We start from the raw sequence: 13,502 nt of genomic DNA, 5'->3' as shown, positions 1-13,502 counted from the left end.
CGCTACCCATGGATTGCCCCGCCATGTCGATGCGAATGCGAGCGGCATGACCGACGCGATTGCTAGCTCACCAGCGAGATGGTTTGGTACGCGACGAATGCCGCGGCGTAGGCGAGCATTGTCATGTAGACAAATTGAAATGCCGCCCATTTCCACGACCCGGTCTCTTTCTTGGTCACGGCTTGGGTCGGCAAGCACTGCATCGCCAGCACGAAGAAAACCAGCAAGCTGACGCAGGTTGCCGTGGTGAACACGGGACTTCCGTCAGGATACTTCGCCGCTTGCAAGCGGTTTTGCAGGCTGGACTCTTCTTCGGGTTCGGGGCCGAGCCCGTAAAGGATCGAGAGTGTGGACACGACGACTTCTCGCGCCGCAAAACTCGTCATCACGCCGACGCTAATCTTCCAGTCGAATCCGAGCGGCTCGAATACGGGGGCGACCACGCGGCCCAACCGACCGATGATCGCGTGCTCTTGATCAGCGGCTGCGCGAACACCATCGAGTTCCGATTCGCTGAGTTGTTCGACCGCGACGCTGCGGGAAGCCATTTCATCAGCGAAGCGTTCGTCGGAGAGTTTGGGGTAGGTCGACAGAGCCCAAATGACAATCGAAATCATCAGGATGACGGTGCCCGCATCTCGCAAGAACGTCCAGCCTCGTTCGTATGCGTAACGAAGAGCGTTGCGGATCGACGGCGCCCGATAGGGAGGCAGATCCAGGATCAACGGAGAAGGTTCGCCTGGCAGGATCGTGAGTTTCAAAAGGAATGCGATCGCAAACGCGGCTACCATGCCGAGCACGTAGGCCGATGCAAACAAGATCGCAGCGTACATCGGATTGCTCGGGAACAGCATCGCGGCGATCATCGTGTAAACGGGCAATCGGGCGGAGCAGGTCATCAAGGGGATGACCATGATCGCGGCCAAACGATCGCGGCGATTCTCGATCACTTTCGTCGCCATGATGGCGGGAATCGCGCAGGCGTGAGCGGCTAGCAAGGGCACGAATGCTTGTCCCGGCAGGCCGACCCGCCGCATCCAGCGATCGACGACCACGACGGCGCGAGCGAGGTAGCCGGAATCTTCCAAGATCGCCAGCATGAAGAACAGGATGAAGATCTGTGGCAGGAAGACCATCACTCCGCCGACACCGCCGATGATCCCGTCAACGACGAGACTCTGGAAATCGCCTTCGGGCAGAAAACGGCTGACCCAAGTCGCCAACATCCCGAACCCGTTGTCGAGCCATTCCATTGGGACTTGGGCGAATGAGAATACGAGCGAAAATGCCAACACCATCACGATGGCAAACACGACCGGACCAATGAATCGATGGGTCAAAAATTGGTCAACGCGGTCAGCGGTTTCATCGGAGACAACTGACCCATCACGGATACTTTCGCGAGCCAACGCGGCCGCCCACAAGTGTCCGTCGGCAAACGGACACACACGGCAGGACCCACACGATTCGTCATCGGAGATAACCGTCAGAACATTTTCGGCAGGCGTAGGCGGGCATTCGGGAGAGCCGCCTTGGATCAGAAGCGGCAGTGCGGGGCCGGCCAGTACGATCGCGAGTTGGGACTTTAGACGGTCGAACCCTTCGCCTGTTCTTGCCGAGACGCCGACGACGGGACAGCCCAATTTGCGGCTGAGAATGTTGAGGTCGATCTCGATTCCACGACGCCGCGCCGCCTCAATGAAATTAACCGCAACCACCGTCGGACGACTTTGCTGTAACGCTTGTCGGGCGACGAACAAAGTCCGCTGCAGATTGGTTGCATCGACGACGATCAAGACCGCGTCGGGGGCTTCATCGGATTGACCGAGCACGAAATCGCGAGCGACTTCTTCTTCCGGGGAAGTAGCCTCGAGCGAATACATCCCAGGCAGGTCGACCAGCGTGATCGATTTTTTGTCGCTCAGCTCGACCCGCCCAATCCGGCGATCGATCGTCGTGCCAGGAAAATTCGACGTTTTCGCGAGCAGGTTGGTAAGGCGATTAAATATCGACGTCTTGCCGACGTTGGGATTGCCCAACATCGCGACGACTTTGTCGCCTGATTTCTTTTGTCCCGACGTGCCTAAGTGATCCGATTCGGTCGAGTCGACCGAAGTGCTCATGAATGAGCCACTCGCATGTAGATGCCTTTGGCGATATCACCAGCGACGGCGATTTTGCCGCCAGCCGCTTTCACGATCATCGGATTGCCGCTGCGGGCGAGTTGGACATACTGCCCTTCGAACAAGCCGAGTGATTTCAAACGAATCGCGCACGCCTCGGGAAGATCCAAGCGTGCGATTTCACCGGCGGTACCGATGAAGTGATCCAAAGTGATTTCGCTGAACATAAGCGTGGGGCTGCCAATGGAATCGGGGCGAATGACGCTGCGTTTCTAGTTGAGAATGATTCTCGTTAGGAACAGTTTAGACATCCGAGCCGTCTGAGCCTAGTGGGTTCGCGACGGAATCGAGCGGGATTCGTGAGATTTTTTCGAGCCGTCACGTGTTCTGTCCCGACCGCAGATTCGAGCGAAAACCTGCTATTTAACGTGTTATCGGTTTTCTGTGTCGCTGAGCGAGAGAAACGAAGGTTGCTCCGGGCGGGTCAATCCGCTGCGGCGAAGCTGGCGAGAAGCTTTTGGGCTGTCCGCTGGGCAGCGCCGATCACAGGGGCGATGCCGACTCCGCCGATGGCGTTTGTCATCAGTTCAACGCCGGGAATTTTGCTCATGCCCGATTGGATCGCGGCGGCTCGGTCGAGATGGCCGACTTCGTATTGAGGCATCGCGTTGTTCCACCGGACGACTTTGACGAACGCGGCGAATTGTTGCATTCGTTGCGACGTGTCGAGGCCAATCAGGTCACCGAGTTCCTGGGCAACGATCTCAATAATCGCGTCGTCTTCGTTAGCGAGGATTTCCGGATGAAGCATTCCGCCGACGAAGGCGCGGACGATGACGTAATCTTGTGGCGCGCGGCCGGCGTACTTTTCGCTCGCGAAACTCACCGCGAGCACCGAACGGTTTTCACGAGGTGGGACAACGATCCCAAAGGTTTTGGGCATCCGCGAGATTCGCGTTCGGGGAATCGCCATCACGACGATTGCCGTCGACGCATACGGAATCCCGAGCAAGTTATCGGCGACTTCAGCAACGGCGTCGGATTGGGCGGTTACGCCGAGCGACGGCTGCAATTGCGTGAGCAGATGGGCGGACACCGGTGCCGGCGCGGTCAGCACGACCGCGTCGAACAGCTCGCCGCACGGGTCGAGGCGGATACCGGCATCGGTATGGCACATCGATTCAATTTTTGATTGGGTGCGAATGTGTTCGGGGCCGACCGCCTCGGCGAGCGTTTGGATCAGTTCAATCATACCCCCGGGGAACGCACGGAATTGTTCGTAACGCGCACCACTGCTGCCGCGCTCGGTCGAGTCGTCGCCTGCACGGATCCGTCTCATCGTCGCGCGAGCGAGCGAACCGTCGTTGGATTCCATGTCCCAAATCGGCTTCATCGTCGCTGCCATGCTGAGCCGATGCACGTCCGCGGTATAAATCCCAGCAACCAGGGGAGCCACGATATTGTCGAGGCATTCACTTCCGAGCCGACGTTTAACGAAAGAACCGACGCTTTCGTCGGACACGTTGGCTGCCCGGCGGCGAACGAAGCGTTCGGCCAGCAAGCGGATTTTTCCGATCGGTGAAAGCAGAGGCGTTGTCAGCATCGACATGAGTTTGGTCGGACGCATCAGCACGAAGCCTTCGGGGATCGGAATCAGTCCGTTACCCCGCGCGATCATCGCACCGCGGCCCTCCGGGTTGGGACGCAACAGGCGATCTTCCACACCGAGTCGGCGACAAAGCTCGATCGCTGCGGGCGGCTGCATTGCGAACATGTCGGCGCCGTGATCGACGATGAATTCCTCACCGCTTTCGGTGACGATCCGTTCGGTGTGGATCACACCTCCGATGCGATCGGAGGCTTCGAATACTGTTATCGCGACAGGCGCAGCCTCAGCCGCCGAAAGTAGACGAAGGTGTGTTGCCACGGCGAGCCCAGAGAGCCCGCCGCCGATGATGGCGATTCGGGGAACCGTCATGCTCACCCGCCGCTGACCATCGCCAAGATTCCTTCGATCGATCCGACGATCTGGTCGGCTGCTTGATGGAAGGATGCCGCGTCGGTAGCGGATTGAAGCGGCGCGGCGATCGATGCGAACCCACCGACCGATTGCAAAATGCTGCCGATCATCTCGGGCGTGATCGCTGGTGGTTCAATCATTCTCGCTTTGACTGAGCTGGAGTAGCCTGGGCCACCGGAGTACCCGAAATCATCATCTTCGTAAGAGTCCATGTACTCGTCGGGACCCTCATCGTACTGTGACATGTCGTAATCGTCAGGGCCATAGCCCGAGTCATCGTACGGATTGGATTGTGGCCGGGTCGGTGTCGTGGGGACGCTGACGTAGCTGCCCCCTATCCAATCCGAGAGGCTCATGCTGGCGTCGTCATAGGCCGTGAGCATTTCGGTTTGTTGCGTGATCCAATCTTCGAATCCTTTGGCAACTGCCGCCGGGATCCAAAAGCCGTCAACTTTGGTCAACTCGATCCGTCTGCTGTTGGAACCTGCAGGTGATTGGTTGTTGCTCACCGGGCCTTCAGTTTCGAGGATCGCGGTGTCTTCGGTTGCTTTGAGCAGCCTCCATTGGGATTTCGGCATGCTGTACGTTTCCAACAGCACGGCGAGATACGGTGCGATCGCCGCGTCTCGTTCGTGCAGCCATTCGCCGAAGCCGTTGCTGCGGATCGTGTCGATTGAGACACCGTCGGGGGTCAAACCGGACTGTAGCAAGCCCGCGGCGGGCAAGACGAGTTTGGTGAAAGTTTCGCCTGCCAGAGTCAAATCGTCGGCGTCGCCTGCGGGATCACGAAGACGGGGGTGCGAGAGAATCCAATTTTGCCGCGTGACGATCAGATCAGCGAGTTGGTAGAGCTGGCCGAGCGGTTCGGTGATTGCGTTTGGGTCGAGTTTGGTGGTGGTGAGTTGGGCCAGTTGGTCAATTTGTCGGCGATACTTTGGCGGCAGTGCGTCGTACACGACTACGAGATGTCCGTTGCGAATTTGTTGGGCGATTGTGTCGAAGGCTTGGTCGGGCGCCATGTTCGCGTTGGGCGGCGAGTACGGCGGGGCGTCGGGCGGCGTCGGGATCGGCTCGGGGGCCGGTGCGGCTTCGGCGGCCGCGACACGTTTGATCTCTTCGGTCAGCGCCGCGCGTTGTTGCTCAAGTCGTTCAGCGATCTTGCCCGCTTGGATACGGCTGGTCGCTTCAAAGCTGTTTAGGGGAACGTTGATGCGTTGTCCGCTGGACAAGAGCAGCACGACTTGGTTGTCCCACATGCCGACCATTTCAGCTTCGATCGAGCGGTCACCGCTGAGGCTGGTCCACGTTTCGGCGACGCACGCGTTCGTGCCGAGCAAGATCGATACGCTCAAGAAAAGCAGCAGCGTTCTTCCGTGGCGGCATCGCATCGTACCGAGCGAGGGGATGAGTCGTTTTGTCGCCACGAGCAGCTTTTCCCGCTGGTGTGGCGTAGAACATTCGAAGTGAAAACAGGAGAGCATGATCGAAGCTCCAAAAAGAACGAAGAAATGCGGCAATGAATGGCTAGGTTTGCCAAGACGGTTTTTGTTCCAGGGGAGACAGAATCCTCGCGGCCGACTCCCCATCACGCCGTCTCATTGCATTATAGTAACCGGTTCGTGCCCCCGCCCGCGCCATGAATCGCGAAAGGAATGAGCTTCGTGAGTGCTTCCGACAATCCCAACCCGAACGACGATCAAACTCCCTCAGGTGTTCGTGCACCTGTAGGCGAGCAAACACGAACGAGGATCGCGGCGGAGGAGGGCTCCGGTGTTGGACCGCTCGAGAAGCCGCCCAATGCTGAGGAGCAGCGACTATTACGGGAACGGTTTTACAACGCGACGATTATCGGCCGCATCGATGCGACCGAGGATTTGGCCAAATTTCGGATCCGTCCCGATGCCCCGATCCCGAAATTCGAACCGGGACAATATGTCGCGCTCGGGTTGGGGAACTGGGAGCCTCGACTGATCGGCACCCAACCGGAAGACGTTCCGATCAACAAAGCACGTAAGATCGTGCGACGAGCTTATTCGATTTCGTGTCCAATGTTGGACGAACACGGGATGCTGGCGACTCAGGATTCGGTGGATTACCTCGAGTTCTACATCACGTTGGTTCGTCGTGGGGCCACCGTGGTCAGCAAACCGCCCGCATTGACGCCGCGATTGTTTGGGAAATCAGTCGGCGACCGCGTTGTGATGGAGCGGAAGATTACTGGCAAGTACCAACTCGGTGAATACAAGCCCGACGACACGATGTTGTTTCTTGGTACCGGAACGGGCGAAGCGCCGCACAACGCGATGGCGGCGAAGCTGCTCGCGACGGGGCACCGTGGCCGCGTGATCATCGCCACGAGTGTGAGATATCATCATGACTGTGCTTACAAGAATGAGCACGAAGTGCTGATGCGGCAGTACCCCAACTATCTGTATCTTCCGCTGACCACTCGTGAACCGGAAAACCTTCAACCCGATCATCCGAATTTTGTCGGCAAGCAATATTTGCAGTCGATGTTCACGAGCGGCAAACTGTCCGAGATTGCCGAAGACCCGCTCGAGCCATCAAACACTCATGTGTTCCTTTGCGGGAATCCCGACATGATTGGATACATTCCCCCCGGTGCTGATACACCCGAGAATCCTGGTATGCTACCGTTATTGCGAGCGGCAGGATTCCGCGATGATGTACAGGAACATCGGGCGGGGACGATTCGTTTTGAAAAGTATTGGTAAGCACACCTTCCTCACAGGGTAGACAACATGGACCTCAGTAACACGATCGCGTTGATTCTTGGTGGCGGACGCGGCACCCGGCTCTTTCCGCTTACCAAGATCCGGGCCAAGCCTGCTGTGCCCTTGGCGGCGAAGTATCGATTGATCGACATCCCGATCAGTAACTGCATTAACAGCGGCTTGAATCGGGCTTACGTGTTGACGCAGTTCCTCTCGGAGAGTTTGCACCGGCACCTCCGGCAAACCTACACCTTCGACCACTTCAGTGGCGGATTTGTCGAACTGCTCGCCGCCCAGCAAACCGTCAATTCGGGAACGGATTGGTATCAGGGAACCGCCGACGCGGTGCGAAAGAATCTCGTGCACCTGCGTGAAAGTTGGATCAAGCACGTTTTGATTCTGTCGGGCGATCAGCTCTACCGGATGGATTTCCGGGACATGATGAAAACGCACATCGAATCCGGCGCGGCAGCGACCATCGCGGGAATCCCTGTCACACGCAAAGACGCTTCGGCGCTGGGAATCATGCAGGTCGATGATTCCGGGCAGGTCCGCGGATTCGTCGAAAAGCCGCAAACCGAAGAAGAAATCGCGAAGGTTCGCATGGAGCCAAGCTGGATCGATGCACGCGGTATCCCAAGCCAAGGTCGTGATCTGCTCGCCAGCATGGGGTTGTACATTTTCGACAAAGATTTGATGGTCGACCTGCTCGAAAACAGTCTGCACAGTGACTTCGGAAAAGAGGTATTCCCGGAAGCGATTAACACGCACAAAGTCCAGTTGCACTTGTTCGATGGCTACTGGGAAGACATTGGAACGATCCGTTCGTTCTACGAAGCGAACCTCTCGCTGGCCAGCAAGAATCCGCCATTTGATATTCGCAACCGAAACGCACCCATTTACAGCCGCCCGCGTTTCTTGCCGCCCACAATCATGGGTAACGCGACCATCACCGGCAGCCTCATCGCCGACGGATGTTGTATCGGTGACAATGTTACGATCGAAAACAGCGTCATCGGTCTGCGAACCGTGATCGGCGACAACGTCACGATCAAGGACAGCGTTGTGATGGGAGCTGACTTCATCGAGATGCGTGGAACTCAACGTGAAGGCAAGCTGCCTCTCGGAGTAGGCGCGGGCAGTTATATCTCTGGTGCGATTCTCGACAAGAACTGTCGGATCGGAACCAATGTTCGCATCACCAACGCGGCCGGTGTGGACCATCAGGGCGAAGACGATCCGCTGCAAATTCGCGACGGCATCAGCATTGTGGTCAAAGAAGGTCAGATCGCGAACGACTTCCAGAATTAGTCGTTTCGCCGCCATGATTTCATGACGGCCGCCAATCGTGTTCACCGATCGGCACACGAACCCGGCATTTGGGTTCGTGTGCCGTTTTTTTGCAGTCACCCGAAGACGACGATCGCACGGGGCTTAATAGCGAACCGTCACGCCCGCGATCAGCGAGTGAGCGGAAACCTCGTTGGTCACGGTGACCGGACCGCCGCCCGTCGGTACGGTTCCCGTCACATCGTTTTTGCCGAGATAGACGTACGACAGGTTGAGATCGACATTCTTAGCGAAACGGTACGAGCCGCCCGTAGCGATGTTGTATTGCTGAATCAACGGACTGATCACGTTGAGGGCGACATCGCTTTCATGAATCGGTGATTGATTGAAGTTGATTCCGCTGCGTAGATAGATGCGGTCGGAAACCTGTTTCTGAACGCCGAACGCGGCGGCGAACAAATTGCTCCACCCCAATTCGCTGAAACCGTCCGCGTCATCGTATCCGATGTAGCGGAAGTCGGCGGCAAACGTCCAATCTTCCCATCCTGTGTAGGCCGTGCCCAGCGAAACGATCATCGGCAGGTCGAGGTCAAATTTGACGAGGCCGCTCGGAGTGAAGAAGCGGAAATCCTCCATCCACTGCGGGCTGCGGAAACTCGCTCCGAAATGAAAATGATTGTCGGTGATGTAATACACACCTGCCTGGAATCCGATGCCCCAATGTTTGCGGTTACCTTGGGATGTTTCGGCGGTCGGTGTGATGACCGAGGGGCCGATCGGGTCAAATCCGACTTCACCCAGGTTGATCAGCGGCGCAAAACCGATTGAGAGTTTGTCGGTAACCAGATAGGAAACCGTCGGTGCGATCTGCAGGAATTCCGACATCGCGTACGCGGGGGTTCCACCCAGAATCGGGTTACCGGCAGGTTGGTTGTTGGTGAAACCCGCGACACCGGCGAGCCCGAGACCGACCGTCCAACGAGAATCATCCATGCGGTGGACCCATCCGATCGATGGGACCGCCGCGGCACCGGCGTCTCCCTCGGTGCCACCACCGAGGCTCGACGTAAGCTCAACGTCGGCCAACAAAAGTTCGACGCCGAAACCGACTTCGTTATTGGCCAAGCCGGAGATCGAAGCCGGGTTCCAAGCCAAAGCACCGACCGCGTCAAGCGGGGCTGCGGTTCCGGCGCCTGCCATCGAACGGTTCACCGGACCAACCCCGGTCAAGTAGATGCCTTGAGCGTTGACGGTGCCGGACGGGAAAAACGCCGTGGCGGCAATTCCAGTCGCGAGTGTCAAAAAAATCGTGAGTCGCTGGATAGTCGACATGTGGAGTCCCTCCTGGACGGCGCCTGCAATCATGCCCCTGCAGACAATCCTTTGTCCACAGCTCGCCGCAACAGTTGCGACGGTTGTGGGCAATCGCCCTTGATAAACGATTGCGCCACTCAAGAGGATCAATCGTCCTGTTCGGTCGCGCATTACCGGCTGTTTCGTGTTTTATGCACTACTGAACGGATTTTCCGCCGCGTGACCGATGCAATCGTTACATCCCGACCCGCGGTCAGTTCACCGCGTAAATGTCGAAGATCATTTTCGATTCCGTCGCGAAATCCACGTGGGCTTCACCGACGCCGATGCACGCGAGGCGATTGAGCCAGCTGTACTTCTCGGCGGCGACATGGAATCGAGGAAAAATCCGAAGCGGTGTGCCGGGTACCGGGGCTCGCCCAGCCATGAACTCTTCGAACCCGTTTTCGCCCAAGTCGGCCATGCCGTGATAATGCACATTGATCAATGCGTCATCTTCGGTGCGAATGGTCAGGCGAACGTCGACATCGGCGACTCCGTCGTTTCGCATCAATAACCAATCCCCTCCGGCGGGCAGGATTTTGCCCGAAATTTTATCGCCGCAAACCACACCGCCGGTCACGTTAAAGTTCACACGCACTCCACCGGGCACGGGGCCGACGATCTCCGGATTACCGACCGTCGCGGTATAGGAAAAAAGGGGCTCCATTTTGTAGTCGATCATGATTGAATCCTACGCAGTCGTTTGGGGGATTGATGAATTAGTGGCATACGGTCCGTCCAAGTTGTAACTCAGCATCGACCGTCATTGTGACAGCTGCGAGACTTTCCTGCGACACCGCTTGCATTCCCAGATCGCTGACGATCGGATGGCTGGCGTAATCGCACGCGGTGAGTTGATATTTCCCGGGTAGGATTCCCGCACTGTGGAACCGTTTAATCTTCAGCGGCGCTTCGACGATCGATTGGAAGCACGCTTTTTCGCGGCTGTCGACTTCCGCGAATTGTTTCAGGAAGATGAATGGGACGGTTGGGTCGACGAGCATCTCTAAGGCTTGAACGATGATGCCGATACCGGGTAGCGTGATCTCGCCGGTTGCCGAAAGCAACGGTTGCAGCAGAGCCTGCATCGCGCCCGCGAAATTGCCGAGATCCGCCGAAGGTGAACCGAACAGCTGGTCGCCTTGTCGTTTCATTTCCAGAAGCACGCCTTGTTGCGTCATCGCCGTCGGGCCAAAAGTTTCGACGTACCGGGCTTCCACGCGATAGACCGCCGGGTCGGAGGGCGTGCGCGGAACCGTCAGTCGGGCATCCTGTTTGGGAAAGCCGTATGCCTCACGACCCGAGACCGTCGCCCACGAGTTGTTCACGAACACGTAGGGAAAGAACCAAGCGATTTGTTCGACCAACTGGATCGGGCCGCGTTTCTTTAGCTTCACGACTGGAAACGCGAGGTTGATGTCGACCTCTGGGGATCCGAATTCGTTGGCTTGCCCGGGGTTGACTCGAATGACGGGAAAGTCGGCCGCCATCATGATGAATCCCGGGAGCAAGGGTTGGTATATCCCGTCGCTGCCGGTCGGACCGTTGAGTGATTGGTCGCAGAGTTTCTGTAACGCCGACCATGTTGATTGCATCGCAAACGCGCTGAGCGTGACGTTTGGGAAATCGTAAGCCCCCGGGAAAGCGATTTCTCCACCGCGGACGACGTAGTTCGGTTTCGAAGGTTGAGCGTTAGAGTGATCGGTGCTGGTAAGGCTGCATTTTTCAGAACTTTCGATCGCCGCGGCTGCAGCCAGACCCGACATCACGGCCGCTTCGACGCAGCCGACATTGAGTCCGTTGTAGGTCCACGTACCCGCGATCACGAGATTTGTGTAGCCGCTCTCGTCGGGCCGCAGTCGATACTCGGTGCTGCCTTTTACCGACAAAACATAACGCTCCGTCGGAGCAATATTTGCTCGAACGTACTGGGCATCGAGCCGCGCCTCGCCGACGCCACCGGATGAATCCACCAAGACGTCCCAGTTCAACGCATCGGGATTCGTCGGTTGGGTTGCCGCAGGCCAGAAGGGTCTCGCGTGTTGCGACAACATTGTTCGAGTGTTGTCTTTCACGATCTCGGTTTGCTGTTGCACAAACCCGCAGTCGTTCGGTGGCGGTGTTGGTGGAAAGGTGTCCGCGTCTTTCATCGCACCGCAGAAATAGGCAATGCTCTGCACTTGATCTTCCGGTGCCCACCGCTCTGCCGGGATCACTTGTGACATGTCCGACCATGTGTCGAGCGGTTCTTCGAACGCACCGACCAGGGCTTGTTCGCGTGGCGGATTCTCTCCTTGCCCCGGCGCCGGATACCACGGTTCCCAGCCCATCTGGTCGGTCGTTTCGTTGAACCAAAGTTGGCAGGCCTGGGTTTGCACAGTCAGGACTTTATCGACCATGTTTTTCCATCGTTTGTCGTGGGCGATTAGTTCCCCCGCGACGTGTGGCAACGCGGCGATCGAAATCCCGAGAACGACTTGATCGAAATCCTGTCCCGCCACCAACGAGCGTGTTTTGACCGCAGGTGGCCCGCACCAAAACGATTCCGGGTTCAGGCCTTTGGCTTTCCATTGCTCGCCTTGTTCGATCTGGTCGTATCGCGGCGTGCTCGGCCAACACGGACAGCCGTGCACCCACACAAACGGGTCGTAAGTTCCCTTGCATTCGGGTTTGAGGGTGCCTTGGATCTCCATTTCGATTTCGCTGATCGCGGTTTTATCGGCGTTGAGTTTGAGATCGGATACTTTATGGAAGAACTCAAACTTCACGCCTTTCTCTTTGAGGACGAGGTACAGCGGCGAGAAGACGATGTCGCCCATGCCAGCTTGCATCTTCCAAAGAATTGCGGATTTGTAGGTCAGCAAAATCCGGGCGAAGGCACGTGTGCATGCGCCGGCGGCAAAGTTCGGTTTCTCGGTGTCGCCACCGACGTATGCGAAGACGAGTGAGTAGGCGGCACGCACCGGCGCTGAGTCAGACGAATGGCAACCGTTGAGATTGAGCCATTCGCGAAAGTCATATTTGTCGATCACGTCCCAACCGTGTCGGAAGACTCCATCGCGGACGGCGCCCCGGAATACCGACGACCCGAGATCGAGTGCGATGAAGAGACGCCGCAGTTCGGTATTGCTGGCCAATGCACCATTGAGAAGGTGCTCGATCTCGTCGCGAAGTTTGGTCAAGAGCCAATCGATCAGATTGTATTGGTGTGCCGAATGCTGCTGAGGATCATCGCTCATCCGATGAATCAAACGTTCAGATAGATGCAGCAGGCTGACCCCGGCAAGGTCTTCGGTTCGTTGCAAAGACGAGTCGAGGCTGCGTATTTCTGCTTTGACCCAACCTTCCAGCGAAACCTTGCTGGCGTCCGTTTTCGCGACGACGGCGGAAAGATCATTGTTCGAAATGAAATCGTCAAAGATCCGGCGGAGCCACGCCGCGAGAGTTTTCATTAGTGTCCATGGCGACCACTCTTCGTTGTCGCTACCGAGCGGTTCGTCGTTGGTGGGGATGTAATTCGTCCACGGTTGCCACCCGGAGGAAACGTTTTCCATCACGGTGACCATGTTCAGCGGTTTGAACGCCGGGAAGTCTTCGTTGACGGTTTGATAGGGCGAATCGGGGGCGAGTTGTTTCTGATGAAATTCACGATAGGTGTCGATCATCATCCGAAAGGCGTTGTTGTAGAAACCGAACCAGATGTGGAGCCCGTGCTCCTCGATTCGTGCGCCTTTGCCTTCATCCAAATTGCGGCCGCTGGCACCCTTGCCACCCAATCGCCATCCGACTTGGTAAACGGTGATATCGTATTGGTCTTGCCAATTCGGCGTCTGGGTCAGTCCGTAAACGGTGCTCAACGCACCTAGCCCGCCGCCCAGTACCGCAATCTTTTGCTTTCCCATTCTGCGTTCCTGACCAAAAGAGGTAATTGATAGTCGTTTGGTCGCGTGTCTGACTTCAACGTCTTAAAGACGGTGC

At 57.3% G+C, this 13,502-nt stretch carries 9 protein-coding genes; 2 read left to right on the top strand and 7 right to left on the bottom strand.

Annotation, left to right across the window (positions count from 1 at the left end; all coding sequences use genetic code 11):
* Positions 1-62: 62 nt before the first annotated feature.
* From feoB to NB063_RS26070, 4 genes are all read right to left on the bottom strand, one after another.
* Positions 63-2,123, bottom strand: a complete 2,061-nt coding sequence (gene feoB / locus NB063_RS26085; protein WP_250931969.1) for a ferrous iron transport protein B — start codon at positions 2,121-2,123, stop codon at positions 63-65.
* Positions 2,120-2,350, bottom strand: a complete 231-nt coding sequence (locus NB063_RS26080) for a FeoA family protein (RefSeq protein ID WP_250931968.1) — start codon at positions 2,348-2,350, stop codon at positions 2,120-2,122. Before NB063_RS26080 ends, feoB begins: the two co-directional genes overlap by 4 nt.
* Before the next feature lie 257 nt (positions 2,351-2,607).
* Positions 2,608-4,101 carry a protoporphyrinogen oxidase gene (gene hemG, locus NB063_RS26075; protein WP_250931967.1) on the bottom strand — a complete coding sequence of 498 codons (1,494 nt, stop codon included), beginning with the start codon at positions 4,099-4,101 and terminating at the stop codon, positions 2,608-2,610.
* A 2-nt stretch (positions 4,102-4,103) separates the two neighbouring features.
* Positions 4,104-5,624 carry a hypothetical protein gene (locus NB063_RS26070; RefSeq protein WP_250931966.1) on the bottom strand — a complete coding sequence of 507 codons (1,521 nt, stop codon included), beginning with the start codon at positions 5,622-5,624 and terminating at the stop codon, positions 4,104-4,106.
* A 267-nt stretch (positions 5,625-5,891) separates the two neighbouring features.
* On the opposite strand from NB063_RS26070, the gene NB063_RS26065 reads away from it, so the two are divergent.
* Positions 5,892-6,878 carry a ferredoxin--NADP reductase gene (locus tag NB063_RS26065; protein WP_407652725.1) on the top strand — a complete coding sequence of 329 codons (987 nt, stop codon included), beginning with the start codon at positions 5,892-5,894 and terminating at the stop codon, positions 6,876-6,878.
* A gap of 27 nt (positions 6,879-6,905) precedes the next feature.
* Entirely contained in the window at positions 6,906-8,189 is a 1,284-nt protein-coding gene (locus NB063_RS26060) for a glucose-1-phosphate adenylyltransferase (protein WP_250931964.1), read from the top strand.
* 123 nt (positions 8,190-8,312) lie between these two features.
* Here the strand turns inward: NB063_RS26060 and NB063_RS26055 are convergent, their stop codons facing one another.
* The 3 genes from NB063_RS26055 to NB063_RS26045 form a co-directional block, all read right to left on the bottom strand.
* The gene (locus NB063_RS26055) at positions 8,313-9,500 is read right to left on the bottom strand and encodes an OmpP1/FadL family transporter (RefSeq protein WP_250931963.1); all 1,188 of its coding nucleotides are present in this window, start codon (positions 9,498-9,500) and stop codon (positions 8,313-8,315) included.
* 235 nt (positions 9,501-9,735) lie between these two features.
* A complete protein-coding gene (locus NB063_RS26050) occupies positions 9,736-10,206 on the bottom strand; it encodes a DUF3237 domain-containing protein (RefSeq protein WP_250931962.1) in 471 nt (156 codons plus the stop codon).
* Between the two features lie 37 nt (positions 10,207-10,243).
* Positions 10,244-13,426, bottom strand: a complete 3,183-nt coding sequence (locus NB063_RS26045; protein ID WP_250931961.1) for an NAD(P)-binding protein — start codon at positions 13,424-13,426, stop codon at positions 10,244-10,246.
* Positions 13,427-13,502 lie beyond the last annotated feature (76 nt).

Origin of the sequence: Aporhodopirellula aestuarii, assembly GCF_023701485.1 — a bacterium.
Lineage (GTDB): Bacteria > Planctomycetota > Planctomycetia > Pirellulales > Pirellulaceae > Rhodopirellula > Rhodopirellula aestuarii.
This window is presented reverse-complemented; position numbering and strand designations above follow the sequence as displayed.

What these genes read in the sequence shown, in the direction of transcription:
- NB063_RS26080 (WP_250931968.1), bottom strand. Translation starts at nt 2,350, where the DNA reads ATGTTCAGCGAAATCACTTTGGATCACTTCATCGGTACCGCCGGTGAA.
- feoB (WP_250931969.1), bottom strand. Translation starts at nt 2,123, where the DNA reads ATGAGCACTTCGGTCGACTCGACCGAATCGGATCACTTAGGCACGTCG.
- NB063_RS26060 (WP_250931964.1), top strand. Translation starts at nt 6,906, where the DNA reads ATGGACCTCAGTAACACGATCGCGTTGATTCTTGGTGGCGGACGCGGC.
- NB063_RS26050 (WP_250931962.1), bottom strand. Translation starts at nt 10,206, where the DNA reads ATGATCGACTACAAAATGGAGCCCCTTTTTTCCTATACCGCGACGGTC.
- NB063_RS26070 (WP_250931966.1), bottom strand. Translation starts at nt 5,624, where the DNA reads ATGCTCTCCTGTTTTCACTTCGAATGTTCTACGCCACACCAGCGGGAA.
- hemG (WP_250931967.1), bottom strand. Translation starts at nt 4,101, where the DNA reads ATGACGGTTCCCCGAATCGCCATCATCGGCGGCGGGCTCTCTGGGCTC.
- NB063_RS26055 (WP_250931963.1), bottom strand. Translation starts at nt 9,500, where the DNA reads ATGTCGACTATCCAGCGACTCACGATTTTTTTGACACTCGCGACTGGA.
- NB063_RS26045 (WP_250931961.1), bottom strand. Translation starts at nt 13,426, where the DNA reads ATGGGAAAGCAAAAGATTGCGGTACTGGGCGGCGGGCTAGGTGCGTTG.